Origin of the sequence: Nonomuraea sp. KM90, assembly GCF_052246675.1 — a bacterium.
Taxonomy (GTDB): Bacteria; Actinomycetota; Actinomycetes; order Streptosporangiales; family Streptosporangiaceae; genus Nonomuraea.
In genome coordinates this window covers 1-26,518 of sequence record NZ_JBQQCB010000003.1, presented here as the reverse complement: position 1 = coordinate 26,518, position 26,518 = coordinate 1, and the positions used below count along the sequence as shown (strand labels likewise).

At 70.2% G+C, this 26,518-nt stretch carries 22 protein-coding genes; 12 read left to right on the top strand and 10 right to left on the bottom strand.

The window, feature by feature from the left end; genetic code table 11:
- Position 1 precedes the first annotated feature (1 nt).
- Entirely contained in the window at positions 2–913 is a 912-nt protein-coding gene (locus ACTWPW_RS04580) for a TIGR03619 family F420-dependent LLM class oxidoreductase (protein WP_443168033.1), read from the top strand.
- Here ACTWPW_RS04580 and tpx read toward each other — a convergent pair.
- Both tpx and icmF read right to left on the bottom strand, forming a co-directional pair.
- Positions 883–1,383, bottom strand: coding sequence for a thiol peroxidase (gene tpx, locus ACTWPW_RS04575; protein WP_364120514.1), 501 nt, complete (start codon positions 1,381–1,383; stop codon positions 883–885). The genes ACTWPW_RS04580 and tpx overlap by 31 nt on opposite strands.
- 140 nt (positions 1,384–1,523) lie before the next feature.
- On the bottom strand, positions 1,524–4,715 hold the full coding sequence (icmF, locus tag ACTWPW_RS04570) for a fused isobutyryl-CoA mutase/GTPase IcmF (protein WP_375113156.1): 3,192 nt from the start codon (positions 4,713–4,715) through the stop codon (positions 1,524–1,526).
- A 103-nt stretch (positions 4,716–4,818) separates the two neighbouring features.
- On the opposite strand from icmF, the gene ACTWPW_RS04565 reads away from it, so the two are divergent.
- On the top strand, positions 4,819–5,874 hold the full coding sequence (locus ACTWPW_RS04565; protein WP_443168032.1) for a glucose 1-dehydrogenase: 1,056 nt from the start codon (positions 4,819–4,821) through the stop codon (positions 5,872–5,874).
- A gap of 27 nt (positions 5,875–5,901) precedes the next feature.
- Here the strand turns inward: ACTWPW_RS04565 and ACTWPW_RS04560 are convergent, their stop codons facing one another.
- Both ACTWPW_RS04560 and ACTWPW_RS04555 read right to left on the bottom strand, forming a co-directional pair.
- Positions 5,902–7,065: a CHAP domain-containing protein gene (locus ACTWPW_RS04560; RefSeq protein WP_443168031.1), complete on the bottom strand. Its 1,164-nt coding sequence runs from the start codon at positions 7,063–7,065 to the stop codon at positions 5,902–5,904.
- 181 nt (positions 7,066–7,246) lie between these two features.
- The gene (locus ACTWPW_RS04555; RefSeq protein ID WP_375113153.1) at positions 7,247–8,017 is read right to left on the bottom strand and encodes a PP2C family protein-serine/threonine phosphatase; all 771 of its coding nucleotides are present in this window, start codon (positions 8,015–8,017) and stop codon (positions 7,247–7,249) included.
- Positions 8,018–8,093: 76 nt separating this feature from the next.
- On the opposite strand from ACTWPW_RS04555, the gene ACTWPW_RS04550 reads away from it, so the two are divergent.
- The 9 genes from ACTWPW_RS04550 to ACTWPW_RS04510 all read left to right on the top strand — a co-directional run bounded on the left by ACTWPW_RS04550 (position 8,094) and on the right by ACTWPW_RS04510 (position 19,028).
- Positions 8,094–10,178: an N-6 DNA methylase gene (locus tag ACTWPW_RS04550; RefSeq protein ID WP_443168030.1), complete on the top strand. Its 2,085-nt coding sequence runs from the start codon at positions 8,094–8,096 to the stop codon at positions 10,176–10,178.
- 39 nt (positions 10,179–10,217) lie between these two features.
- The gene (locus ACTWPW_RS04545) at positions 10,218–11,108 is read left to right on the top strand and encodes a serine/threonine-protein kinase (RefSeq protein ID WP_375113151.1); all 891 of its coding nucleotides are present in this window, start codon (positions 10,218–10,220) and stop codon (positions 11,106–11,108) included.
- A 282-nt stretch (positions 11,109–11,390) separates the two neighbouring features.
- Positions 11,391–12,689 carry an ABC transporter substrate-binding protein gene (locus tag ACTWPW_RS04540; RefSeq protein ID WP_375113150.1) on the top strand — a complete coding sequence of 433 codons (1,299 nt, stop codon included), beginning with the start codon at positions 11,391–11,393 and terminating at the stop codon, positions 12,687–12,689.
- Positions 12,686–13,648 (top strand): carbohydrate ABC transporter permease, encoded by a 963-nt coding sequence (locus ACTWPW_RS04535; RefSeq protein WP_375113149.1) that lies wholly within the window; start codon positions 12,686–12,688, stop codon positions 13,646–13,648. The genes ACTWPW_RS04540 and ACTWPW_RS04535 overlap by 4 nt, the downstream gene beginning before the upstream one ends.
- Positions 13,645–14,448, top strand: a complete 804-nt coding sequence (locus ACTWPW_RS04530) for a carbohydrate ABC transporter permease (protein WP_364120541.1) — start codon at positions 13,645–13,647, stop codon at positions 14,446–14,448. Before ACTWPW_RS04535 ends, ACTWPW_RS04530 begins: the two co-directional genes overlap by 4 nt.
- The gene (locus tag ACTWPW_RS04525; RefSeq protein ID WP_375113148.1) at positions 14,445–15,815 is read left to right on the top strand and encodes a GH1 family beta-glucosidase; all 1,371 of its coding nucleotides are present in this window, start codon (positions 14,445–14,447) and stop codon (positions 15,813–15,815) included. Before ACTWPW_RS04530 ends, ACTWPW_RS04525 begins: the two co-directional genes overlap by 4 nt.
- 32 nt (positions 15,816–15,847) lie before the next feature.
- Complete coding sequence (locus ACTWPW_RS04520; RefSeq protein ID WP_375113147.1) at positions 15,848–16,843, top strand: LacI family DNA-binding transcriptional regulator; 996 nt, start codon at positions 15,848–15,850, stop codon at positions 16,841–16,843.
- Positions 16,844–16,912: 69 nt separating this feature from the next.
- Positions 16,913–18,166 carry a phospholipase D-like domain-containing protein gene (locus tag ACTWPW_RS04515; RefSeq protein WP_443168029.1) on the top strand — a complete coding sequence of 418 codons (1,254 nt, stop codon included), beginning with the start codon at positions 16,913–16,915 and terminating at the stop codon, positions 18,164–18,166.
- A gap of 4 nt (positions 18,167–18,170) precedes the next feature.
- Positions 18,171–19,028, top strand: a complete 858-nt coding sequence (locus tag ACTWPW_RS04510) for a phosphotransferase (RefSeq protein ID WP_443168028.1) — start codon at positions 18,171–18,173, stop codon at positions 19,026–19,028.
- 1 nt (position 19,029) lies between these two features.
- Here ACTWPW_RS04510 and ACTWPW_RS04505 read toward each other — a convergent pair whose 3' ends face one another.
- Positions 19,030–19,557: a carboxymuconolactone decarboxylase family protein gene (locus ACTWPW_RS04505; protein ID WP_375113144.1), complete on the bottom strand. Its 528-nt coding sequence runs from the start codon at positions 19,555–19,557 to the stop codon at positions 19,030–19,032.
- Between the two features lie 55 nt (positions 19,558–19,612).
- Here ACTWPW_RS04505 and ACTWPW_RS04500 point away from each other — a divergent pair, with 55 nt between their 5' ends.
- Positions 19,613–20,095 (top strand): GNAT family N-acetyltransferase, encoded by a 483-nt coding sequence (locus ACTWPW_RS04500; protein WP_375113143.1) that lies wholly within the window; start codon positions 19,613–19,615, stop codon positions 20,093–20,095.
- Positions 20,096–20,149: 54 nt separating this feature from the next.
- Here ACTWPW_RS04500 and ACTWPW_RS04495 read toward each other — a convergent pair whose 3' ends face one another.
- The 5 genes from ACTWPW_RS04495 to ACTWPW_RS04475 all read right to left on the bottom strand — a co-directional run bounded on the left by ACTWPW_RS04495 (position 20,150) and on the right by ACTWPW_RS04475 (position 26,226).
- Positions 20,150–21,658, bottom strand: a complete 1,509-nt coding sequence (locus ACTWPW_RS04495; protein ID WP_443168027.1) for a glycoside hydrolase family 13 protein — start codon at positions 21,656–21,658, stop codon at positions 20,150–20,152.
- 4 nt (positions 21,659–21,662) lie between these two features.
- Complete coding sequence (locus tag ACTWPW_RS04490) at positions 21,663–22,595, bottom strand: carbohydrate ABC transporter permease (RefSeq protein ID WP_375113141.1); 933 nt, start codon at positions 22,593–22,595, stop codon at positions 21,663–21,665.
- On the bottom strand, positions 22,592–23,458 hold the full coding sequence (locus ACTWPW_RS04485; RefSeq protein ID WP_364120571.1) for a carbohydrate ABC transporter permease: 867 nt from the start codon (positions 23,456–23,458) through the stop codon (positions 22,592–22,594). The genes ACTWPW_RS04490 and ACTWPW_RS04485 overlap by 4 nt, the downstream gene beginning before the upstream one ends.
- 5 nt (positions 23,459–23,463) lie before the next feature.
- Entirely contained in the window at positions 23,464–24,786 is a 1,323-nt protein-coding gene (locus ACTWPW_RS04480; RefSeq protein ID WP_375113140.1) for an ABC transporter substrate-binding protein, read from the bottom strand.
- Positions 24,787–25,236: 450 nt separating this feature from the next.
- Entirely contained in the window at positions 25,237–26,226 is a 990-nt protein-coding gene (locus ACTWPW_RS04475) for a LacI family DNA-binding transcriptional regulator (RefSeq protein WP_375113139.1), read from the bottom strand.
- Positions 26,227–26,518: the final 292 nt, after the last annotated feature.

The window sequence follows — 26,518 nt, the reverse complement described above, 5'->3', positions numbered from 1 at the left end:
CATGGAGATCGGGCTGGCCGTGCCGCAATACGGCAGGTTCGCGGCGCTGTCCAGCGTGTTGCGGGTGGCGCGCGAGGCCGAGTCGATGGGTTTCCACAGCCTGTGGGCGGGCGACCGGCTGCTGACCCCGCTGCGGCCCAGCGACCCCTATCCGGGCGGCGACGGCAGCATCCCCGAGGCGCACCGGGTGTTCCTCGACCCGTTCGCGGTGCTGTCGGTGGCCGCTTCGGTGACCTCCTCCGTACGCCTGGGCACCAGCGCGCTCAACGCCTGCTGGTATCCCCCGGTGGTCCTGGCCCGCTCGCTCACCACGATCGACCACCTCAGCGGCGGGCGGCTCGACGCCGGCCTCGGGCTCGGCTGGTCCTCCGACGAATACGCCGCCGCCGGCGTGCCGTGGAAGGACCGGGCGCGGCGCTACGACGCCACGCTCGACGCGCTGGAGGCCATCTGGACGACCGATCCGGTCGCGTTCGAGCACGAGCTGTGGACGATCGCCCCCAGCCACATCGAGCCCAAGCCGGCCCGCCGGCCACCGCTCTATCTGGCCGGATTCTCGCCGGCCACGCTGCGTCGCATCGGCCGCCGGGCCGACGGCTGGCTGACGGCGACGCTGCCGGTCCCCGTGCTCACCTCGATGTGGCAGACCGTGTGCCGCACCGCGGAGGAGGCCGGCCGCGACCCGGGCGCCCTGCGCATGATCCTGCGCTCCAACCCGATCGTCACCGACCGGGGCACCCCGCCGAGGAGCGGCACGGTCGCCGAGATCGCCGCCTACCTGGCCGGCGCGGCGGAGGCCGGGGTCCACGAGATCATCCTGGACCTCCAGCACACCGCCACGAGCGATCAGCACCTGCTGGAGCTGGCGGGAGAGTTCGCCGACTACTTGAGCGCGGCCAGCGCGCCCTCGTAGTCGGGCTCCTGCGTGATCTCCGGCACCAGCTCGGAGTAGACCACGTTGTTGTCGCCGTCGATCACGACGACCGCGCGCGCGGCCAGCCCCGCCAGCGGCCCCGACTCCTGCGCCACGCCGTAGTCGGCGAGGAACTCGCGGCCCCGCATGAGCGAGAGCATGGTCACGTTGTCGAGCCCCTCGGCGCCGCAGAACCGCTTCTGGGCGAAGGGCAGGTCGGCCGACACGCAGAGCACGGCCACGTCGGGGTGCTCACCGGCCACCTGGTTGAAGCGGCGCACCGAGGCCGCGCAGACGCCGGTGTCGACGCTCGGGAAGATGTTGAGGACCTTGGTCTTCTGGCCGAAGTCGTCGAGCGAGCGCTCGGCGAGGTCGCCGCCCACCAGCCGGAACGCGGGCGCGGCGTCGCCCGGCTTCGGGAAGGTGCCGGCCACGGTGATCGGGTTGCCCTTGAAGGTGACGTCGGACATGAAAGCCTCCTGATAACGATCTCGTCCCCAGAACCGTGATCCTATCGGCGCCACCCTCCGGCGCCGATCACGGCACAGGCGCCGGGCTGGGCGCCGGCATCGCGCCGGCCCGCGTCCCGAGCGTCACGTGGGCCCCGGTGTCAGACGTTGCGGCGGTACTGGCCGCCCGCCTCGAACAGCGCGTCGGTGATCTGGCCGAGCGAGCAGACGCGGGCCGCCTCCATCAGCACCGCGAACGCGTTCCCTTCCGACATCGCCACGTCACGCAGCCGGGCGAGCTGGGCGGGGGCCTCGGAGCGGTTGCGCTCGTGGAAGGCGCGCAGGCGGTCGAGCTGCGAGCGCTTCTCCTCCTCCGTGCCCCTGGCCAGCTCCAGCTTGTGCGGGTCGGCCTCGTTCTCGCCGCGCGGGTTGCGGAACGTGTTCACGCCGACGATGGGCAGCGAGCCGTCGTGCTTGCGCATCTCGTACAGCATGGACTCGTCCTGGATCTTGCCGCGCTGGTAGCCGGTCTCCATCGCGCCCAGGACGCCGCCCCGGTCCGACAGCCGCTCGAACTCGCCCAGCACCGCCTCCTCCACCAGGTCCGTGAGCTCCTCCACGATGAACGAGCCCTGCAGCGGGTTCTCGTTCCTGGCCAGGCCCCATTCGCGGTTGATGATCAGCTGGATGGCCATGGCCCGGCGCACCGAGTCGGCCGAGGGCGTCGTCACGGCCTCGTCGAAGGCGTTGGTGTGCAGGCTGTTGCAGTTGTCGTAGATCGCGATCAGGGCCTGCAGGGTGGTGCGGATGTCGTTGAAGTTCATCTCCTGGGCGTGCAGGGAGCGGCCCGAGGTCTGGATGTGGTACTTCAGCTTCTGCGAGCGCTCGCCGGCGCCGTAGCGCTCGCGCATCGCCACCGCCCAGATGCGCCGGGCCACCCGGCCGAGCACGCTGTACTCGGGGTCCATGCCGTTGGAGAAGAAGAACGACAGGTTCGGCGCGAAGTCGTCGATCTTCATGCCCCTGGCCAGGTACGCCTCCACGTACGTGAAGCCGTTGGCCAGCGTGAAGGCGAGCTGGCTGATCGGGTTGGCCCCGGCCTCGGCGATGTGATAGCCGGAGATCGACACCGAGTAGAAGTTCCTGACCCCGTTCCGGATGAACCACTCCTGGATGTCGGCCATCATCCGCAAGGAGAACTCGGTGGAGAAGATGCACGTGTTCTGGCCCTGGTCCTCCTTGAGGATGTCGGCCTGCACCGTGCCCCTGACCGTGGCGAGCGTGCGGGCCCGCAGCTCGCGGTCCTCGCCCTCGTCGGGGTCGCGGCCGTGCTCGCCGCGGAAACGATCCCTGGCCTGGTCGATGGCGGCGTTGAGGTAGAAGGCGAGGATCGTCGGGGCCGGGCCGTTGATCGTCATCGACACCGACGTGTTGGGCGCCGCCAGGTCGAACCCGTCGTAGAGCACCTTCATGTCGTCGAGCGTGGCGATCGAGACCCCGGAGGTGCCGACCTTCCCGTAGATGTCGGGCCGCGGGTCGGGGTCGTTGCCGTACAGCGTCACCGAGTCGAACGCCGTCGACAGCCTGGTCGCGGGCTGGCCCTCGGACAGCAGCTTGAAGCGCCTGTTGGTGCGGAACGGGTCGCCCTCGCCGGCGAACATCCGGGTCGGGTCCTCGTCGTCGCGCTTGAACGGGAACACGCCGGCGGTGAACGGGAACATGCCGGGCAGGTTCTCACCGCGCAGGAAGCGCAGCAGGTCGCCGTGGTCGGTGTAGCGGGGCAGGGCCACCCTGGGGATGCGGTTGCCGGAGAGCGTCTCGCGCCAGAGCGGGGTGTGGATCTCGCGGTCGCGTACCTTCACGACCAGCTCGTCGGCGGTGTAGCGCTCCTTGACGGCGGGCCAGCCGTCCAGCAGCGCGCGGCTCTCGTCGGACAGCTCGCCCTCGACCCGCTCGGCCTCCCGCGCGCCCTCCTCGCTCAGCAGGTCGCGTACGGCGGCGAGCTGCTGGCGGCGGCGGGCCACCTCCGCCTGGGCGAGCGTCTCGGCGTGGTAGGCCCGCACGGTCTCGGCGATGTCGGCCAGGTAGCGCACCCGCGCGGGCGGGACGATGGCCTCCGACGCCTTCGAGGTGCGGCCCTCGACCCGGGGCAGCAGCCCGGGACCGTCGCCGATCCGGAGCAGGGGCTTGAGGTGCTGGTAGAGGGCGGTGACGCCCCCGTCGTTGTAGCGGGCGGCGATGGTGCCGAAGACCGGCATGTCGTCGGGTGCGGCGCCGAATGCCTCGCGGTTGCGTACGAGCTGGCGGCGCACGTCGCGCAGGGCGTCCTCCGCGCCGCGGCGCTCGTACTTGTTGATCACCACGGCCTCGGCGAAGTCCAGCATGTCGATCTTCTCGAGCTGGGAGGCCGCCCCGAACTCGGGCGTCATCACGTAGATGGGCACGTCCACGTGGGGCACGATGCCCGCGTCGCCCTGGCCGATGCCGGGCGTCTCCACGATCACCAGGTCGTAGCCGGCGGCCCGGCAGACGGTGATCACGTCGTCGAGGCAGGCGGGCACCTCGTTGGCCGCGCCCCTGGTGGCCAGGGAGCGGAAGTAGGTCTGGGGGCCCAGGCTGTTCATCCTGATGCGGTCGCCGAGCAGCGCGCCGCCGCCGCGCCTGCGGGTGGGGTCGATCGCGATGATCGCGATGCGCAGCTTGTCGTCGTTGTCCACGCGGAACCTGCGGACCAGCTCGTCGGTGAGCGAGGACTTGCCGGAGCCGCCCGTACCGGTGATGCCGAGCACGGGGGCGCGCCGCTCCGTAGCCCCCTTCAGCCCCGCCACCAGCTCCTCGGGGGCGCGGCCCGACTCGATCAGCGTGATCGCGCGGGCCAGCGCGGTCTGGTCGCCGGACACCACGGCCTCCACCGACGGAGGGTCGCCCAGCTCGACGTCACACTCCTCGATGAGCTTGTTGATCATTCCGGGCAGGCCGAACCGCTGGCCGTCCTCGGGCGAGAAGATGCGCGTGACACCACGCGAGTGCAGCAGCTCGATCTCCTCGGGGACGATCACGCCCCCGCCGCCGCCGTACACCTTGACGTGGCCCGCGCCGCGCTCCCGCAGCAGGTCGACCAGGTAGGAGAAGAACTCGACATGCCCGCCCTGGTAGGAGCTGATCGCCACCCCCTGGACGTCCTCCTGGATGGCGGCGGTGACGATCTCGTCCACCGAACGGTTGTGCCCGAGGTGGATGACCTCGGCCCCCTGGGACTGGAGGATTCGCCGCATGATGTTGATCGCCGCGTCATGCCCGTCGAACAGGGCCGCGGCGGTCACGAAGCGGACTGGGTGAACCGGGACGTGCACGCCTGATCACTCCTTCGTGGAGGCTACATCTATGAAGATACTAGGACGTCCTACTATTTCCCAACGACGTCCGGGGTAGAGGCACTCCCAGGGGGTGACGCCGATGCGCGCGCTGACGTTCGTGCCGGGCAGGAAGGGCACGCTCGACGTGGAGGAAGTGCCCGACCCGCGACCTGGCCAGGGCGAGCTGCTCGTCCAGGGGCTGGCCGTGGGCGTCTGCGGCACCGACCGCGAGCTCGACCGGGCCGAGTACGGCTGGCCGCCGCCCGGCAGGGAACGCATGGTCATCGGGCACGAGTCGCTCGGCCGGGTGCTGGAGGCGCCGGAGGGCTCCGCGTTCTCGCCCGGGAACCTGATCGTCGGCGTCGTACGCCGGCCGGACCCCGAGCCGTGCGGGGCATGCGCGCGGGGCGAGTTCGACATGTGCCGCAACGGCCGCTACACCGAGCGCGGCATCAAGGAGATCGACGGGTACGCCAGCGAGCGCTGGACCGTCGAGGCCGGCTACGCCGTACGGCTGGACCCCTCGCTGGAGAGCGTCGGCATGCTGGTCGAGCCCACGTCGGTGGTGGCCAAGGCGTGGGAGCAGATCGAGCGGATCGGCTCGCGGGCCTGGTTCGAGCCGCGCAGGCTGCTGATCACCGGTGCCGGGCCGATCGGGCTGCTGGCGGCGCTGCTCGGGCGGCAGCGCGGGCTGGAGGTGCACGTCCTCGACCGGTCCCCGGCCCCGGGGCTCAAGTCGAGCCTGGTGGAGGAGCTGGGCGGGACCTACCACTCGTCCTCGACGCTGGAGGCGTTCCACGACGCCAAGCCGGACGTCATCATCGAGTGCACGGGGGCGGGGCAACTCGTCATCGACGCCATGACCACCACGTCCCCCGCGGGGATCCTCTGCCTGTGCGGGCTCTCGCCCGGCGGGCGGACGCACCGGGTGGACGCCGGGGTGATCAACCGGGACATCGTGCTGGAGAACGACGTGGTCTTCGGGACGGTCAACGGGAACCTGCGCCACTTCCGCGCCGCGGCGGCGGCGCTGGCCGAGGCGGATCCGGGGTGGCTGGAGCGGCTGATCACGCGGCGGGTGCCGCTGTCGCGCGCCCTGGAGGTCTTCGAACCCGCCGACGACGACGTCAAGGCGGTCATCGACCTCACGGCCTAGCCCGGCCTTCGGTGGGGCCCGTGCGGCTCAGCTCGGGTCGTAGGGCTTGCGCCTGGCGGGGGTGGAGTGCTTGGTGGCGGAGCGGCCCGACCCGGCCGGGACCCGGTCCTTGGCGGGGCGGGCGGACTGGGCGGGAGCGGCGGCGGGGTGCGGCTCCACCTGCGGCTGCTCGGCCGCGCGGCGGCGCGGTTGCCCCTCCTCCGGGTCCGTGACCGCGGTCGTGCCCCGCGACCGCTTCGCGGCCGGCGCCTTGTCCCGGGCGCGCGCCTTGCCACCGGCGGAAACGCTGTCACGGGCAGCCGTCTTGCCACCGGCGGAGGCGCTGTCACGGGCGGCCGCCTTGCCACCGGCGGACGTGTTGTCGCGGGTCGCCGTCTTGCCACCGGCGGAGGCGCTGTCACGGGCAGGCGGCCTGCCGCCGGAAGGAACCTTCTCGCGGGCCGGTGCCCTGTCACGGGCGGGCGGCTTGGCGTCGGCGGGTGGCTGGTCGCGGGTCGCCAGGGGGTTCCTGGGGGACGGAACTCTCGTGCCGGCCGGGGGCTGGGCGGCGGAAGGGGCGGCCCAGGGCCAGGGGAGGCGGCGGTGGGTGCCGCGGCGGCGGCCCGACACGCGGAGCGAGAGGACGATGGTCATGAGCACCATCGCGGCCAGCAGCGCGGGCGGAGTGCCTAAGACGTCCAGCGGCGACCCATGCCCGGTCTCCGCGCGGGGCGGCGACACGAACGGCCGCTCGGTGGTCCGGATCTCCTCCAGCCGGTCGGACCCGGCCTTGACCATGCGCGGGATGCCGTACCCGACGACCTTGTCCGTCTCCCTGGTCTTGCGCTTGAGCCAGACGCGATCCACGTTCGCCTCGATGGTGTGGATCTTCGTGCCGCTGACGCGCTCCACGACGCCGACGTGGTCGATGCCCTTGTAACTCTTGCCGCCGCGCCAGTCGAAGAAGACCAGCGCGCCCGGCTCGGGCTTCTGCGTCCAGGCGCCCTGCTTGATGAACCAGGCCGCGTGGGAGGGCGTCCAGGCGAACTCACCGACGTAGTCGGAGATGCCGGCCTTGTTCGCGGCATAGGCGAGGAACATGTCGCACCATGGCGCGTTGCGGTACTGGGTGTCTTGGACGCGATCCGCGTACCACTGGCCGAACTTGGTGAACTGGCCGCTCTTCTCCTTATAGCCGAGTTCCTGCCGCACCGTCTTCAGCAGCTCGTCCGCGATCGGGTCCAGGGTGACTCCTCCCAGAAAACCGACAAATCACGATGGACTGTAGTAGCGCCGTCGCAGAATTGCGCGTGTCACCCGGAAAGTGTCTTGCTATGAGCCGAAATTTCGGCTATGTGGCTGCTGAGGCTGGTGGGACTTACTACTATCCTCGTTAGCAGCCGGCACCGACGCGATAGACGCCCGCGTCTCCCGCGCCCGGCGCGACCACGTCGGCCACGATCACGGTCACGTTGTCCGGCGAGCCGCCCTCGTTGGCCAGATCGATCAGCCTCTGGACGGCCGCCGCGGGGTCTGCCACCGTGGTCAGCACCTCGTGCAGGACTTCGGGCCCCAGCACGGTCGTGAGCCCGTCGGAGCAGAGGAGGTAGCGGTCATCAGGCTCCGCTTCGCGCAGCGCCATGTCGGGCTCCGCCCTGCCCTCGCTGCCCAGCACGCGCAGCACCATCGACCGGCGGGGGTGCACGGCGGCTTGATCCTCCGTTATCCGTCCTTCGTCCACCATCGACTGCACAAGTGTGTGATCCTTGGTCATCTGGTAGAGCGCACCATCGCGAAGCAAATATCCGCGGGAGTCACCGAGATGAGCCAGGGCGAACCGGTAGCCGTCCCACAGCATGGCGGTCACCGTGGTCCCCATCCCCCTGCGCGCGGGGTCGATGTCGGCCAGCTCGACCAGCCTGCGCGCCGCCTCGTGCACGGCGGCCTCCAGCGCGGCCTCCAGGTCCGAGCCCGTCTCGGGAAGCGTGGCATCCAGCTCGCGCATGACGGCGATCGCCGCCGAGCTCGCCAGCTCGCCGGCCGCGTGTCCACCCATCCCGTCAGCCACCACGAGCAACCGGCCACTCGCGTAGCCAGAATCCTCGTTCTGCTCCCTGCGGCGGCCCACATCTGATCCGGCGGCATAGCGGATGTTGTGCTTCATACCCAGCAGTAAATCATTGGTTGAAAGACTTCACAAGCAGATGCGCTGAAGACTCTTGTGAACTACTGTGGGCTTCATGAGCCACGACCCGACCGTCAACGCCGGGGACATCGCCCGGCTCGCCGGTGTCGGGCGGGCCGCGGTGAGCAACTGGCGCCGCCGCCACGACGACTTCCCCCAGCCCATCGGCGGCACCGCCAACCAGCCGCTGTTCTCGCTGCGGCAGGTGGAGTCGTGGCTGCGTCGCTACGGGAAGTCCTACCAGGTCTCCCTGGGAGATCGGGTGTGGCAACGCCTGAAAGCGGCGGGTGATTTGCGGCTGGGCGAGCTGGTGGCCCACGCGGGAACCCTACTGACCCGGGCCGCCCCGCGCAGCGTCGGAGGCGCCGGGAACGGCGGCTCGCACGACGACGGCCCGCACGGTGACGGCCCGCATAGTGACGGCCCGCGCAGTGACGGTGTCGGCGGTGGTACCGGGACGGAGCAGGCGCATGGCGGGGCGGACCGGACGCCGGGCGCGCTGGATCAGGCCCACGCCGCGCCCGGGCAGGCGGGCGCCGACCCTGATCAGGCGGCCACCGGCTTGGAGCGGGCAGGTCCCGCGTCCGAAGCGGCGGGTGGCGCGTCCGAAGCGGCGGGTCGCGCGTCCGAAGCGGCGCGTGGCGGGGCCGGTGCTGCGGGTGGCGGGCTGGATTCCGAGTTGGCCGGGCTCATTCTGGAGCTGGGCGAGCAGCTGGGCCCGCTGGCCGCGTACGAGTTCCTCTGCGAGCGCTACCTGGAGGCCCACTCGCGCCAGCTCTCCGTCACCCGCGACGACGTCGCGGAGCTGATGGTCCGCCTCGTGGGCGCGGACGCCGGCACCGTGCTCGACCCGGCGTGCGGCGTCGGCACGCTGCTCCTGGCCCCCACCCTCCTGAACCCCGCGGGTACGACGCGGATGCTCGGCCAGGAGCTCAGCGAGACCTCGGCCGCCATCACCGCCGCCCGGCTGCGGCTGCGCGGCATCGAGGCCGGTGTCGTGGCCGGCGACTCCATGCGCCACGACGGCTTCCCGGACGAGCGGGCCGACGCGGTGGTGTGCGATCCGCCGTTCAACGAGCGGGCCTGGGGCTACGAGGAGCTGACCGGCGACCCGCGCTGGGAGTACGGCCTGCCGCCGCGCGGCGAGCCCGAGCTGGCCTGGGTGCAGCACTGCCTCACCCACGTCAAGCCGCGCGGCCTGGTCGCCATCCTCATGCCGCCGGCCGCCGCCAGCCGCAAGGCGGGCCGCCGGATCCGCGCCAACCTCCTGCGCGCCGGAGCGCTGCGGGCGGTCGTGGCGCTGCCCGGCTCCGACCTGTGGCTGCTGCGCCGCCCGGCGGCGGGTGAGCGCCCGCCGTCCGAGGTGCTGATCCTGGACGCCACGGCCGACCTCCCGGCGGTCGAGCCGGCCTGGCAGGCGTACCTGGAGGACCGTTCCGACCAGACCGTACGCATCATCGACCTGCTGGCCGACGAGGTCGACATGACCCCGGCCCGCCACCAGCGGCGCGACGACGTGGGCCGGGCGTTCGCCGAGGCGCGCGACCGCTTCCTGGCCGCCGCCGCCGTGCCGCCCGACCTGAAGGTGCTGGAGCAGCCGCTCGACCAGCCCGCCACCACGCTGGGCGACCTGATCAAGGAGGGCCTGGTGACCACGTCGCAGGCCCCGCCCAAGATGGCCGCGGACGAGGGCGACGTGCCCGTCCTGACCTCCGACGACGTGTTCAGCGGCGGCTCGCCGTCCGGCTTCACCACCACGCAGCAGGGGCTCATCGCGATCCACCCGGGCGACGTGGTGGCCTCCTACTCCGCCGTACGCGTGATGGCCGACGGCGGCGGGGCCGTGCTCGGGCCGCACCTGACCCTCTACCGGGTCGACTCCCGCAGGCTGGATCCCGACTTCCTGGCCGGCTTCCTGCGGGCCGCGGGCGGGCGGGTGACGACCGGCTCCAGCAGGTTCGACGTGCGGCGCACCCGCCTGCCGCGGCTGTCGCTGAAGGAGCAGAAGGCGTACGGCGAGGCGTTCCGGCAACTGGCCGTGCTGGAGGACGCCATTCGCGAGACCTCGACGCTGGGGCAGACGCTGATCCGGCTGGGCCTCGACGGCCTCGCGGACGGCCACCTGCACCCGCAGTCCTGACGGTGTAGCTTTTTCCCGAAAGGCTGCTGGGAGGGGCGAATGGTCATCGGCGACCGCTATGAGCTCGACGACCTCCCACTCGGGCAGGGTGGCATGGGAGCGGTCTACGCGGGGCACGACCGCCACCTCGATCGCCGGGTCGCGGTGAAGCTGCTGCGGCTGCCCAGCGGGCCCGACCACGAGCTGGAGACCAGGTTCATCCGCGAGGCGCGCATCCTGGCCAGGCTGGAGCATCCCGGCGCTCCCGTGCTCTACGACTTCGGCACCCACGAGCAGCGGCTCTACCAGGTGATGCAGTTCATCGAGGGCGTCACGGTGGCCGACGTGGTGCACGAGCACGGGCCGCTGCCGGTGCCGTGGGCGGCGGCCATCGCGGCCCAGGCGTGTGCCGTGCTGTCGGCGGCCCACGCGCTGTCGATCTGCCATCGGGATCTCAAGCCGACGAACCTCATGCTCTGTCCGGACGGCAGCGTGAAGGTGCTCGACTTCGGGCTGGCCATGCTGCGGGAGTCCGACGTGACCACGTTCACGAGGATCGGGCAGATCCTGGGGACGCCGGCGTACATGGCTCCCGAGCAGATCCAGCACGGGGTGGCCGAGCCGCGCAGCGATCTCTACTCGCTGGGGTGCGTGCTGCACGAGATGCTCAGCGGGCGGCAGCTCTTCACCGGGCCCACCGACTACGTGGTCTTCGAGAAGCAGGTCAAGGAGCGGCCGCCGGCGATTCCCGGATTGCCGGAGGAGCTGGGGGCGTTGCTGGCGCAGCTGCTGGAGAAGAAGCCGGATGATCGCCCGGCGGACGCGAACGAGCTGTACGAGCGCCTTGATCCGTTCGCCGTGGGGTTGCCCATGTTGCCGGGGTTCCTCGCCAGGGCGCCGAGCCCGGGCCGGATGTACGCCCGGATGGCCGGTCGCGCCCTGACCGGTTGACCCAGGTCCTCGTGACATCGAGGAGCGGGCGACCGAGGACACCGCTGCGTCCACTGCCTGAAGAAGCCGCCGGCGTCGGTGATGGGACCGGGCGGGGTCGCCTGCGAGGACACCACGGGGCGCCGAGCGCGAGCGGGTGGCCGGTTTCCAATCTGGGAACGCGCTCTCTCGGGTAACACGGATCGTTATTTAACTTCCGTTGACAGAGGCATGTGAGCTCCAACAATCTCGTGAGAGAGCGCTCTCTCATCATTCCCCTAAGTGCGACCCAGGAGGGTTTCCATGACCCCTCGTATCCGGCGGCTCGGCCTGCCCTTGCTCACCGCGTCCGTCCTCGCCCTGGCGACGGCGTGCGGTGGCGGCGGTGGCGGGAACACCGCGACCGAGGCGAGCGCCAAGCCCGGAGAGAAGATCAAGCTGACCGTCGGCCTGTTCGGCGACTTCGGCTTCAAACCGCTCTACGAGGAATACAAGAAGACCCACCCCGACATCGAGATCGTCGAGAACGTCACGCAGTTCAACGACCACCACAGCAACCTGGTCAAGCGGCTGGCCACGAACGCGGGCGCGGGGGACATCGAGGCGGTCGAGGTCGGCTACGTCAGCACGTTCACCGCCCAGCCGGGCAGGTTCGTCGACCTCAAGCAGTACGGGCTCGACAAGCGGCAGGCCGACTACCTCGACTGGAAGTGGCAGCAGGGCCTGAGCAAGGACGGCGCGCAGGTCCTCGGCCTGGGCACCGACGTGGGCGGGCTGGCCATGTGCTACCGCAAGGACCTGTTCAAGAAGGCCGGGCTGCCGGAGGAGCGCGACAAGGTGGCGGCGCTCTGGCCGACGTGGGAGGAGTACATCGCGACCGGCAAGAAGTTCGCCGGGGCGAACGTGGCCGGCGCCAAGTTCGTGGACTCCCCCGGTGAGATCTTCCGCGCGATGGTCAACCAGGCGCCCGTCGGCCTGTACGACGCCCAGGACAACATCATCGTGGAGTCCAACCCCGACGTGAAGAAGGCCTGGGACCTGTCGAACCAGCTCACCCAGGAGGGCCTGACCGCCAAGCTGGCCGCCTTCTCACCGCCGTGGAACACCGGCTTCGCCAAGGGCTCGTTCGCCACGATCATCTGCCCGGCCTGGATGACCGGCTTCATCCAGGAGCAGGCCAAGGACGCCTCCGGCAAGTGGGACATCGCGACCGTGCCCGGCGGCTCGGGCAACAGCGGCGGCTCGCACCTGATGGTGCCCAAGCAGAGCAAGCACCCGAAGGAGGCGGCCGAGCTCATCGACTTCCTCACCTCGAAGGACAACCAGGCCAAGGTGTTCAAGGAGGAGGGCACGTTCCCGTCGATTCCGGCGCTGTACGACGACCCGTCCATCCAGAACTTCACCAAGCCGTTCTTCGGTGACGCCCCCATCGGCAAGATCTACTCCGAGGCCGCCAAGGCGCTCAAGCCGCAGCACCTCGGCCCGAAGGAGGCCGACGTCCGGGTCGCCATCGGCAACGGGCTCGGCCGGGTCGAGCAGGGCAAGCAGACGCCGGACGAGGCGTGGGCGCAGGTACTCGAGGACGTCAAGAAGATCAAATGAGCACCCTTCCCCTCGCGGTCACGCGACGGCGTAGGCGCAGCGTGCGGCACACCCTCGACGTGAGGGTGTCGCCGTACGCCTACGTGGCCCCGTTCTTCCTGCTGTTCTGCGCCTTCGGCCTGTTCCCGCTGGTCTACACGGCCTGGGTGAGCCTGCACGAGTGGACGCTGCTGTCCGAGACGCAGGAGTTCGTCGGGGCGGCGAACTACTCGACGCTGCTCGCCGACGAGTACTTCTGGAACGCCACCTTCAACACCCTGTCCATCGGCGTGCTGTCGACCGTCCCGCAACTCGCGCTGGCCATCTGGCTGGCGCACCTGCTCAACCGGCGGCTGCGGTTCCAGACGCTGTTCCGGGTCGCGCTGCTGCTGCCCAACGTCACGAGCGTGGTGGCGGTGGTGGTGATCTTCAGCCAGCTCTTCGGCCGGGACTTCGGCATGATCAACTGGGTCCTGTCCTGGTTCGGGGCGGGCACCATCGACTGGGGGGCGGGCACGGCCAGCTCGCACATCGCCCTGTCGGTGATGATCATGTGGCGCTGGACCGGGTACAACGCGCTGATCTTCCTGGCCGCCATGCAGGCCGTGCCGCGCGAGCTGTACGAGGCCGCCACCCTCGACGGCGCGGGCAACTTCACCCAGCTCCGCAAGATCACGATGCCGATGATCCGGCCGACGATCATCTTCGTGGTCATCGTCTCGACGATCGGCGCGATGCAGATCATCGCCGAGCCCATGCTGTTCGGGCAGAGCAGCGGCGGCGGTGGCGGCATCGCGACGGGCGGTCCCGACCGGCAGTTCCAGACCCTGGCGCTGTTCGTCTACGAGCAGGGCTTCGCGAACTCGACGTTCGACTTCGGCTACGCCTCGGCGGCGTCGTGGCTCATGTTCGTGGCCGTGGTGATCGTCGCCGGGATCAACTTCCTGATCACCCGCAAGGTGAAGGGCGGGCTGGTATGAGGCTGCGTTACCTGACCCTCATCGCGGTGGCCTTCTTCTCGGCCTTCCCGCTCTACTACAGCGTCGTGGTCGCCTCCCGGCACAACTCGGCGCTGGCCGAGGTGCCGCCGCCGCTGCTGCCCGGCGGGAACTTCTTCGCCAACGTCGCCAGGGTCTTCGACACCGTCCCCTTCGGGCTCGCGCTGGTCAACTCGGTCATCGTGGCCGGGTCGATCTCGATCGCGGTGATGTTCTTCTCGACGCTGGCCGGGTTCGCCTTCGCCAAGCTGAAGTTCCGGGGCCGGAACATCATGCTGGTGATCACGGTCGCGACCATGATGGTCCCGGCGCAGCTCGGCATCATCCCGCTCTACATGCTCATGGTGAAGCTGGAGTGGACCGGCACCAACTACGCGCTGATCGTGCCCGCGCTGGTCAACGCGTTCGGCGTGTTCTTCATGACGCAGTACCTGTCGCGCGCCCTGCCCACCGAGCTGCTGGAGGCCGGGCGGGTGGACGGGTGCTCGACGTGGGGGCTGTTCTGGCACGTCGTGCTGCCCACCGCGCGGCCCGCGGCGGCGGTGCTGGGCATGCTGACGTTCATGTCGGCCTGGAACGACTACTTTTGGCCGCTGGTCGTGCTGAACCCGGACAACCCGACCGTCCAGGTGGCGCTCTCGACCCTGGCCAGCGGGTACGTCAACGACTACGTGCTCGGCCTGGCCGGCACCGCGATCGGGACCCTGCCGCTCGTGGCCGTGTTCGCCCTGTTCGGCAAGCAAATCATCGGTGGAATCATGCAAGGAGCTGTTAAGGGATGATCTTTCCCGAGGACTTCGTCTGGGGCGCCGCCACGGCCTCCTACCAGATCGAGGGGGCGGTCAAGGAGGACGGGCGGGGCCAGTCGATCTGGGACACCTTCTCCCACACCCCCGGGAAGGTGTCCGACGGCGACACCGGAGACGTGGCCTGCGACCACTACCACCGCTACCGGGACGACATCGGGCTGATGCGCGAGCTGCGGCTGGGGGCCTACCGGTTCTCGGTGGCGTGGCCGCGCGTCCAGCCCGACGGCGATGGCTCGATCAACCCCCGCGGCCTGGCCTTTTACGACAAGCTCGTCGATGAGCTACTGCAAGCCGAAATTTCGCCTTATGTCACGCTTTATCACTGGGACCTGCCGCAGGCGCTGGAGGACCGCGGCGGCTGGACCAACCGCGACACCGCCTACCGCTTCGCCGACTACGCCCAGGCCGTCTACGACAAGCTCGGCGACCGCGTCGCGGACTGGGCGACGCTGAACGAGCCGTGGGTGGCGGCGTTCCTCGGCTACGGCAACGGCGTGCACGCGCCGGGCCGCCGCGACCCCGCGGACGCGATGCGCTCGGCGCACCACCTGCTGCTCGGCCACGGGCTGGCCGCGCGGCGGCTGCGCGCGGCCGGGGCGCGGCGCATCATGCTGGTGGTCAACTCCTCCCCCGTGCTCACCCCCGCCCAGGTCAACGACCCCTCGGCGGTGCCCAGCGAGGCGGACGCGGCCGTGGCCCACCGCATCCACACGTTGCTGACCAGGCAGTTCCTGGACCCGGCCGTGTACGGCACGTACCCCGAGGAGGTGCTGGAGGCCGCGGCGCGCAACGGCGGGACGGAGCACATCCACGAGGGCGACCTCGCGCTGATCAACGCGCCGATCGACCTGATCGGCGTCAACTACTACAACCCGTGCGTGGTCGAGTCGGGCCCCGGGCTGCCGGCCGACGCCGCGTGGCCGGGCTCGGAGGACGTCAGGTTCGCCACGGCTGACGCGCCGACGACCGCGATGGGCTGGCCGATCGTGCCCGACGGCCTGTCCCGGCTGCTCGTACGGCTCTCGCAGGACTACCCGCAGGTCGGGCTCATGGTCACCGAGAACGGCGCGGCCTTCGACGACCTCGTGGAGGACGGGCGGGTGCACGACGACGAGCGGGTGGCGTACCTGGACGGGCATCTGCGCGAGGTGCACCGGGCCATCGAGGCGGGCGCGGACCTGCGGGGATACCTGGTGTGGTCGCTGCTGGACAACTTCGAGTGGGCCGAGGGTTACCGGCGGCGCTTCGGCATCGTGCACGTGGACTACGCGACCCTGACCAGGGTGCCCAAGGACAGCGCGCTGTGGTACCGGGACGTGATCAGCAGAAACGGCCTGTAGATTTTTTCCGTGCTCTCCCTTCTGGTTCAGTCATGAGACGCCCGACGCTCGAGGCGGTCGCCGCCCGGGCGGGCGTCTCGCGTGCCACCGCCTCCCGTGTGGTCAACGGGCAGACGACCGTGGCGCCCCACATCCGCGACGCCGTGCTGCGCGCGATCGACGAGCTGGGCTACGTGCCCAACTCGGCCGCGCGCAGCCTGGTCACCCAGCGCACCGACTCCGTCGCCCTGGTCGTCAGCGAGCCGGGGACGCGGGTCTTCTCCGAGGACCCGCTGTTCTCCACCGCGATCAGGTCGGCGTCGGTGGAGCTGGAGGCGATCAACAAGCAGGTCGTGCTGATGCTCGCCTCCTCACCCAAGAGCCATGCCCGGGTGGAGCGTTACATCGCCGGCGGCCACGTGGACGGCGTCATGCTGCTGTCCATGCACGGCGCCGACCCGCTGCCGGCCGCGCTGGCGCGGCTGCGCGTGCCCGTGGTCTCCTACGGGCGGCCCGCCGTGCCGGTGGACATCCCGTTCGTGGACAACGACAACGTGGGCGGGGCCGAGTCCGGGGTGCGGCACCTGGTGGAGTCGGGGCGGCGCCGGATCGCCACGATCGCCGGGCCGCAGGACATGATCGCCGGGCAGGACCGGCTGGCCGGCTACCGCAACGTGCTGCGCGACTCCGACTGCCGCTCGATCGTCGCGGTCGGCGACTTCACGCGCGAGTCCGGGGCGATCGCGATGCGGCAGCTCCTCGGCGACGATCCGTCGCTGGACGCCGTCTTCGTGGCCAACGACCTGATGGCGGTGGGGGCGTTGCAGTCGCTGCGCCAGGCCGGGCGGCGGGTGCCCGACGACGTGGCGGTGGTGGGCTTCGACGACATCGAGGCGGCGAAATACACCGAGCCGCCGCTGACGACGCTCAGGCATCCGGTGACCGAGCAGGCGGCGGCCATGGTGGGGCTGCTGCTCAACCTGTTCGAGGGGGGCCCGACCGATCCGGTCATCCTGCCCACGGAGCTGGTGGTCCGGGAGTCGGCCTAGAGGTCCATTGACAAAAAATCATATTTAAGTAGAAGGTCGCATGTGCTGCCCACCAGAAGGGAATCGCACATGACGACGATCCGACGCATCCTCCTGGCGTTATGCCTGGTCACCGGCTTGCTCGCGAGCGCGGGCCCGGCCGGGGCGGACGTCACGGGGCCGCCCGTGCTGAACGCGCCGGTGTTCAACGACCCGACCGCCGACTCCGGGGTGGCCGGCAGCCCGAGCGCCAAGCAGTCGGCCGTCATGGACCAGCTCATCCGCCTGATCCGGGCCGTCCCCACGGGCGGGGAGATCCGGTTCGTGACGCATGAATGGGCGCCCGGCGACCGGTCGAGCGAGATCGCCGACCAGCTCGTCGCCGCGCACGACCGCGGCGTACGCGTGCAGGTGATCCTCGACAGCATGGAGAACGGCGCCAACGACGCCATCACCGCCACGCTCAGGGCGGCGCTGGGCACCTCGGAGTCGGCCGGCTCCTGGGTGATCCGCTGCGAATATCCGAACGAGTCGACGGTCGATCGCGGCTGCATCGCCCGGAACTACCTGCACAGCAAGTTCGCGCTGTTCTCCAACGTGGTGATCGACGGCACCTCGCACCCGAACGTGGTGTTCCAGACCTCGTCGAACCTGTCGAACTGGTACCTGTACAACTCCTACAACGACGCGTACACCTTCACCGACCAGGCCGTCTACAACGCCTACCGGACCTACTTCGCCGACCTGCAGGCGGGACGGCGCAAGGCGGTCGACCCCGGCTACTACTGGACCTCGCCGACCGGGACCACGCACCGGGCCACCTTCTACCCCCGCCTGGCCGGCGACGCCGACCCCATCGTCTCCATCCTGCGGCTCGTCGAGTGCGGCTACCAGGACGCGGACGGGGTCACGCGGCAGACCGACATCCGCATGGCGCTGACCGCGTTCAACAAGAACCGGGTGGCGATCGCGAACGAGCTGGTCCGGCTGCGCGGTGAGAACTGCTGGGTGGACATCGTGTACTACGAGAACGCCGCCGGGGCGGCCAGCAAGAACGTGGACGACACGATCCGGCAGACCCTGGCCAGGACGGTCAACGGGCGGGCCGTCCAGGTCACGCCGTGCCGGTTCAGGGTGGGCACGCGGGACGTGGTGACGCACAACAAGGTCATGATGATCGACGGGTTCTACGACGACGACATCACGCCACGGGTCTACACGGGGAGCGCGAACTTCACGTACATGGAGAACGCGGACGACGCCTTCGTCCGGATCTCCGGGCGGGACATCCACAGCCGGTACCTGTCCTGGTTCTACGGGCTGCGCACCGCCTGTAGACAATAGGGGCATGATCTCCCGCACCGCCGCCGTGTCCGCCGCCGTCGCCGTGGCCGCGGAGCACGGGGTGCGGGTGCGGGCGCCGGTGGTGCTGAACGACTCGTTCAACCTGCGGATCCATCTGGCGCCCGCGCCGATCGTGGCGCGGGTGCCCACCGTCACCGCGCTCGGCAGGCCCCGGCCCGCCGAGGCGCTGGAGCGCGAGCTGGCGGTCGTGTCCTACCTGCACCGGGCGGGCGCGCCGGTGGTGCCCCCGAGCGACCTGCTGCCGGCCGGGCCGCACGTACGGGACGGGGTCGCGCTGTCCTTCTGGGCCCACGCCGGGCACGATCCGGACCATGTGGTGACGCCGGACGCGGCCGGGCGGATGCTGTTCGAGCTGCACGAGGCCCTGCGCGGGTTCCCCGGCGAGCTGCCGCTGCTCGGGCCGGTGCTGGAGGAGCCGGCCCGGCTGATGGAGCTGCTCGGACCGCAGGTGCCGGCCCGCCTGCGGGACGCGCACGCCGGGCTGGCCGAGCGGCTGCGGGACGGGACGGCGGCGCAGGCCGTGCACGGTGACGCGCACCCCGGCAACCTGCTCGCCACCCCGGCCGGGCTGCTCTGGAACGACTTCGAGGAGAGCATGGCCGGGCCCGTGGAGTGGGACCTGGCGTGCCTGCTCCGCACGACGCGGCTCGACGGGCGGGCGGCGGTGCGCGCGTACGGGGCCGATCCGGACGCTCCCGGCCTGCGGGCCTGCCTGGCGGCTCGCGGGCTGCAGGGCACGCTGTGGGTGCTGGCCAGGGCGACGCGCTTCCCCTCGGAGGCCGGGAGGGCGCGCGCGGCCCTGGAAGCGTGGTTGCGCGACCCCAGCGGCGCCACCCGGTGACCTACACGCGGAAGACGCGGAGCTGGAGTGCGAGCGTGGAGTAGTAGCCCACCAGCGTGGTCAGCTCGAACAGCGTCCGCTCACCCAGCGCCGCGTACTCCTCGTCGTCCAGGTCGCCCTTCGCCACCAGGGCGCGGGCCACGCCGAGCACCGCCGCCTCGGCCGGGTCGTCGAGGGTCAGGGGCGAGCCGTCGCGCAGCGCCTGGAGCTGCTCCTCGGTGAAGCCCAGGCCGCGGGCGATCGGCTCGTGGGCCGCCCGCTCGAACGCGCTGTCCTGGTGCCCGGCCACGACCAGGATCGCCAGCTCCCGCGCCCGGTCGGTGAGCGAGGAACGGTAGCGGACGGCCGCCCCGAGCTCCTGGAGCGGGTCGCCGACGGGCGGGCTGAGCAGCATCGCGTTGAACGGGCCGGTGAGGCCGCCCTCCTCGTCGACCATGAAACCGCCGCGCGGCCCGGAGGCGATCTTGTCGTAGAGAGTCCGGGCCTCGGGGTCAAGGTCGTGCGGAGGCGTTCTGCGCAGCCGTGCCATGGCGTGATCGTAACGCCCTTTTCCTCGGGGAGCCGGGCGGTGTTGGCTGGAGGATATGACGGCGATATCCACGAAACGGCTGGAGCTGCGTCCCGCCGGGGTGCGCGATCTCGGCGTGCTCGTCCGGCACTGGAACGACCCGCAGGTCAGGCGTTACCTGTTCGACGATCGCGAAGTGGCCCCCCAGCTGGCCGGGACGCTGCTGCGCGACAGCGAGGCCGGCTTCGCGCGGCACGGCTACGGGCTGTGGCAGGTGTTCAGGGACGGCGTGCTGATCGGGGTGTGCGGGCTGCGGCGGCACGGCGAGGATCGGGTGGAGCTCCTCTACAGCCTGGATCCGGCTCACTGGGGGGCCGGGCTGGCGGCCGAGGCGGCCGAGGCCGTGCTCGCGGCGGGGCGGCGGGCGGGGCTGGCCGAGATCGTGATCGAGACCGACGCCGGCAACACGGCCTCGCAGCGGCTCGCGGAGCGGCTGGGCGCGGTGCTCGGGGAGGAGGCGGACGGGCTGCGGCGCTACACGCTCAAGCTCACGTCATGAACGATCGGTGTGCAACGCCCCGAGCGGTACGCGGTCCGCTCGGGGCGCCGGACGTCAGGTCAGCCAGACCGTGGTGTCGGAAGGCAGGAGGCCGTCCTCGATCACGCCGCTGGCCAGCACGACCGTGCCCGCGGGCAGCGGGATCGGCTCCTTGCCCAGGTTCGTGATGCTGGTCAGGCCCGAGTCGCGGGTGAAGGCCAGCACCTCCTCCCCCAGGGACAGCCAGGTCAGCGTCCCGTCCCCGAGCAGGTCCCGGCGGACGCCCAGGCCCGTGCGGTACAGGTTGAGCATCGAGTCCAGGTCCGTACGCTGCGCCTCGGCCGTGAGCTTGCGCCAGCTCTCCGGCTGCGGGAGCCACGGCGTGCCGGTCCCGAAGCCGAACGGGGGCTCCTCGCCCGACCACGGCAGCGGGATGCGGCAGCCGTCGCGGCCCGGGTTCGTGCCGCCCGAGCGGGCGTACATCGGGTCCTGGCGGACCTCGTCCGGCAGGTCCTCCACCTCCGGCAGGCCCAGTTCCTCGCCCTGGTAGACGTAGACCGAGCCGGGCAGGGCCATGGCCAGCAACGCCGCCGCCCGGGCCCGGCGGTAGCCGAGCTCGGGGTCCGACGGCGTGCCGTGGAGGGCGCCCCCGTGCGCGAACGAGGTGTCGGCGCGGCCGTACCTGGTAACCGGCCTGGTGACGTCGTGGTTGGACAGCACCCACGTCGGCGGGGCGCCGATGGGGGTGTGGGTGGCCAGGGTGAGGTCGATGGACCTGCGCAGGTCGGCCGGGTCCCAGGCGCAGGACAGGAAGTCGAAGTTGAAGGCCGTGTGCAGCTCGTCGGGCCGCAGGTAGCGCGCGAAACGCTCCTGGTCGGGGAGCCAGACCTCCCCGATCAGGATGCGCTCGCCGTACTCGTCGGCCACCTCGCGCCACCGACGGTAGACGTCGTGGACCTCGTCGAGGTCTTCGTAGGCGGTGTCGGACTTGATCAGCAGGGCCGCCGAGTCGATGCGGACGCCGTCCACGCCGCGATCGAACCAGAAGCGCAGGACGTCCTCGAACTCCCGGTGCACCTCCGGGTTGGTCCAGTTGAGGTCCGGCTGCTCCGGGGCGAACAGGTGCAGGTACCACTGCCCGTCGGGCACCTGCGTCCAGGCCGAGCCGCCGAAGATCGACTGCCAGTCGTTGAGCGGCTCGTCGGCGAACCAGAACCGGTCACGAGCCGCCGGGTTCTCCAGGGCCTCCTTGAACCAGGCGCTCTCGGTGGAGCTGTGGTTCGGGACCACGTCGATGATGACCTTGATGTCGAGTTCGTGCGCCTCCTGGATGAACCGCTCGGCCTCCGCCAGCGTGCCGAAGACCGGCTCGATGTCGCGGTAGTCGGCCACGTCGTAGCCACCGTCGGCCATCGGCGACGGATACCACGGGTTGAGCCAGATGGCGTCGATCCCGAGTTCTTGCAGGTACGGCAGGCGGGAGCGCAGGCCGGCGAGGTCGCCCACGCCGTCGCCGTTCCCGTCGGCGAAGCTACGCAGGTAGACCTGGTAGATCGCGGCCCCCCGCCACCACGTTTGCGACATGCGCTTATCCCTTGATGCTTCCGGCGGTGAGTCCCGCCATGATGTGCCGTTGGAAGATGAAGAAAACGATGATCATGGGGATGCTGGTGATCAGCAGGCCGCCCATGACCTGGTTCTGGGTGACGGCCCCGGCCGTCTGCGACAGGCCCACGCTGATGGTCATCTTGTCGCTGTCGGTCATGACGAGCAGCGGCCAGACGAAGTCCTTGAACGAGGTGACGATCGTGAAGATGGACACCACGCCCAGGATGGGCCTGGAGATCGGCAGGACCACCGAGCGGAGGATCCGCACGGCCCCGGCCCCGTCGATCTGCGCCGCCTCGATCAGCTCCCTGGGGATCGAGTCGAAGAAGCGCTTGAGCAGGAAGATGTTGAACCCGTTGGCCGCCGCGGGCAACCACAGCGCCCACGGGTTGTTGAGCAGCCCCAGGTCCACGACCGTGACGTACAGCGGGATCAGGATGACCATCGCCGGGATCATCAGCGTCGCCAGCATCATGCCCAGGATGACGTTGCCGAACATCGGCCGCAGCTTCGACAGCGCGTACGCCGCCGAGACGTCCACGGCCATGCAGACGATCCAGCCGCCTAGCGAGTAGTAGGCGGTGTTCGCCAGCAGCGTGCCGATGTCGAACAGGTCCCACGCCTCGAAGAACGCGTCGGGCGTGGGATCGGCCGGCACGAGCGTCGGCGGCATCTGCGCCAGCTCCTCCGGCGTCTTGAGCGCGCCGGTGACCATCCAGTAGAGCGGGAAGACGAAGGCCGCCGTGAAGACGACGAGGACCGTGGCCAGCACGAGCCAGTAGATCCGCCGGCCCCACCTGCTGTTGAGCTGGTGCGGGGAGACAATCGTACGGAACTGCACCTCGATCGGCTTCGGTGACCGCTTCCTGCCCCGCTTCCCCCCGGTCGTCGCCCGGGCTCCGACGGAGATCACGCCTTGTCCTCCCTGGTCAGCCGGAGCTGGAAGGCCGCGAAGACGAGCAGCACGATCATGAGCATCATGCCGAGCGCCCCGGCCGAGCCGTAGTCCTGGAGCGTGAACGCGTTCTGGAACATCAGGTACGCCACCGTGACCGTCGAGTTCTCCGGCCCGCCGCCGGTCAGCATGTACGGCTCGATGAACACCTGCATGGTCGCCACGATCTGCAGCATCAGCATGAGCAGCAGGATCAGCCGCGTCTGCGGGATCGTGACGTGCCTGATCCGCTTGAAGATCCCGGCACCGTCCAGCTCCGCCGCCTCGTACAGCTCCGGCGGGATGTTCTGCAGCGCGGCCAGGTAGATCAGCGTCGCGCTGCCCATGTTCATCCAGGTCGAGACGATGACCAGGGAGATCAGGGCGGTGGACGAGCTGTCCAGCCAGGCCAGCGGCGGCAGCCCGAAGAAGTCGAGTGCCTGGTTGAACAGCCCGGGCCCCGGGTCGTAGAACCACCTGAACAGCAGCACCGCCACGATCGGCGGCAGCATGACCGGCAGGTAGACCACGAACCGCAGGTAGGCCCGGGCGTGGCGCAGCTCGTTGAGCACGAGCGCGACGACGAACGGCACGGCATAGCCGCACAGCAGGGCGAGGAGCGTGAACTCCAGGGTGTTCAGCCAGGCTTCGCCGAAGGCCGGGTCCAGGAACGCCGTCTTGAAATTGTCCAGGCCCACCCAGATCGGCTCGTTGATCAGGTCGGTCTTCTGGAAGCTCAGGATGAACTCCCTGACCATCGGATACCAGGCGAACACCGTGAAGCAGGCCAGCGCCGCGCACAAGAACCCGTAGGCCGTCAGATTGCGCCTCAAGATCTGCATTGAGGTCAGCCCTTGGCCGCCAGCATCGAGTTGGCCTTCGTCTCGGCGTCCGCGAGCAGCTGGTCGACGCTGGCGTCCTTGCGGCTCAGCACGCCGGACATGGCCACGTCGAGGATGGCGTACAGCTCCTGCGCGTGCAGCGGCTCCGCCTTCGGCGGGATCGTGCCGGCGGCCTGTACGTACGACTCGTAGTTCGTCACCGGGAGCGAGGCGTTCTTCACCCGGTCGGCCTGGATGGCCTGGCCGGTGGGCGAGTCACCGAAGACGGCGTTGTCCGGCACGCCCACGGGGTTGCCGATGCTCTTGCCGCGGGCGAAGTCGAAGCGGCCCTTGCCGACGGTGTTGAAGCGGAAGTCGATCCACTCCAGCGCGGCCTTGGCCTCCTCCGGGGTCGCCTTAGGGTTGATCATGAACGCTTCGCCGCCGCTCAGCGACGCCTTGGCCTCGGGGAAGCCGGTGATGCCGTAGTCGGCCACGTTGCCCTTGAACTTGTTCACCACGTCGGTGACCACGTCGGGGGCGCCCAGCATCATGCCGACCTTGCCGCTGCCCATGGCGACCATGAGCGACTCCCAGCCGACCAGCAGCTTGGAGCCCATGCTGTTGTCCACCCAGCGCATGTCGTGCAGGTTCTGCAGCACGGCCTTGCCCTCGGGCGAGTTGAACGCGGCCTTCTTGTTGTCGGGGGTCAGGATGTCGCCGCCGCGACCGTAGATGGCCTGGGTGAAGTGCCAGCCGCCGGTGTTGCCGCCGGAGTACTCGCCGTAGCCGACGTAGCCCTGGCCGAGCGCGGCGATCTTCTTGGCCGCCTCGCGGACCTCGGCCCAGGTCGTGGGCGGGGTGTTGGGGTCGAGCCCGGCCTTGGTGAACAGGGCCCGGTTGTAGACCAGGCCCACGCTGTAGTGGACGTTCGGGACGCCGAAGACCTTGCCGTCCTTGGTGACCAGCTCCTTGTGGTCGGCGCGCAGGTCGTTCCAGTTCTTGATGCTGCTGGTGTACTGCGTGATGTCCAGCGCCTGGCCCTTGGAGATCACGTCGTTGTAGTTGGTCACGGGCACCACGAAGGCGGTCTCCATCTGGCCGCCCGCCAGCTTGGGACCGAACGTCTTGGGGTCGAAGCACGGCTGCTGGTCGGTGCTCTTGACCGTCACGCCGGGGTGTTCCTTCATGAACGTGGCCACGTCGTCGTCCCAGGCCTGCCGCTCCTTCGGCGCGGACTTCGCCGGCTGGCAGGCCACCGTGATCGTCACGGCCTTGGCGCCGCCGCTGGCGTTGGGGGTGGCCGGCTCGCCGCCCGATCCGCAAGCCGAGGCCGCGAGTCCTAGCACGGTTACGAGCAAGAGTCCGGTGGATCTCTGCATGATCTGACCCTTCTGATGCGAGGTGCCCACACCATAGGATCCGTGACGTATGTGCGCAATATTTCGACTTCATATTGCAAGATAACGACTGCATTACGCCGCCGGTCCGGCGAACCTCCTCCACGGCACGGGGCCGCGCCCGTCCCCGCCGCACGGGCCGAGGGCTTGGGGACGACGGGAGGAGGATCGGCGGCGCTCGACCGCGTCGTGCCGCCGGACCGGCCCACGGAAGCGTCGTCCGCGGCGCCCACCGGTCCGGCCCGGGAAGCCGGCCCGCCCAGCACCGTCGTCAGGCGGTCCGGGGCGTGACGGGCCCGCGCACGCCGTTCACCGGGGGCGTGCTCCGGAAGGGGGGCGGGGCCTCAGGAGGGGCGCCCGGAAGGCCCCCCTCGCCGGTGCCGGGCAGACCCCCTGGGGTCAGGGGTGGGCGCGGGCGGTGGAGGCGCGGACCACCAGTTCGGGTTCGAAGAGGAGCTCGTCGGCGGGCACCACGGCCTTGTCGATCTGGGCGACCAGGAGGTCGACGGCGGCGCGGCCCATGGCGTCGATCGGCTGGCGGACCGTGGTCAACGGCGGCTCCGTGCAGTTCATCAGGGCCGAGTCGTCGAAGCCGATGACCGAGATGTCCGTGGGGACGGCGAGGCCGGCGCGGCGGGCGGCGCGGACCGTGCCCAGCGCCAGCAGGTCGCTGGCGCAGATCACGCCGGTCACCCCGCGCCTGACCAGCCGGGCGGCGGCCGCGTGCCCGCCCTCCAGCGAGAACATCGTGTGCTCCACCAGCTCGGCGTCCCCGCCCCCGGCCTGGAACGTCTCCAGCTTGCGCCGCGACGGCATGTGGTCCTTGGGCCCGAGCACCATGCCGATCCGTTCGTGGCCGAGGGCGCGCAGGTGGGCGATGGCCATCTCCGCGGCCACCACGTCGTCGCACGACACCTGGGGGAAGTCGAGGTGCTCGACGGCGGCGTTGACCAGGACCGTGGGGAGCTTGCGCTCGTGCAGCAGCTCGTAGTGGCCGTGCGAGGCGTCGGCCTGGGCGTACAGGCCGCCGGCGAAGACCACGCCGCTGACCTGCTGCTGGAGCAGGAGATCCACGTAGTCGGCCTCGGAGACGCCGCCGACCGTGCGGGTGCACAGCACCGAGGTGAAGCCCTGCTGCGCGAGGGCGCCCCCGACCACTTCCGCGAAGGCGGGGAAGATCGGGTTCTGCAGCTCGGGGAGCACCAGGCCGACCAGCCGGGCGCGGTCGCCGCGCAGCTGGGTGGGGCGTTCGTAGCCCAGCACGTCGAGCGCGGTCAGCACGGCCTCGCGAGTCGCGTCGGACACCCCGGGCTTGCCGTTGAGCACGCGACTCACGGTCGCCTCGCTCACCCCGACCTTCTTGGCCACCTCTGCGAGTCGTCGAGTCATGCGCAAACTATACGACCTTCCGCGCAAGCGCTTGCAACGGCTTACGTAGATCGGACGTCGTGGCTTGCGCCGCGCCCACGGCGGGGTTCGTGCCTGTACCCGCTCGCTGACCAGCACTTCGAGACGGCACTGTACAACTTTTGTCAGTCAAATGTTTGCGAAATGTCGTCGAAATATTGCGGCCTTCTGCTCGACATCTTATGGTTCGGCCATCCGCCTTACCCGAAGGGCCACCCCCATGAGAGCACTGCTTGCCGCCCTTACGTTACTGATCGGAATCCTGGTCGCCCCG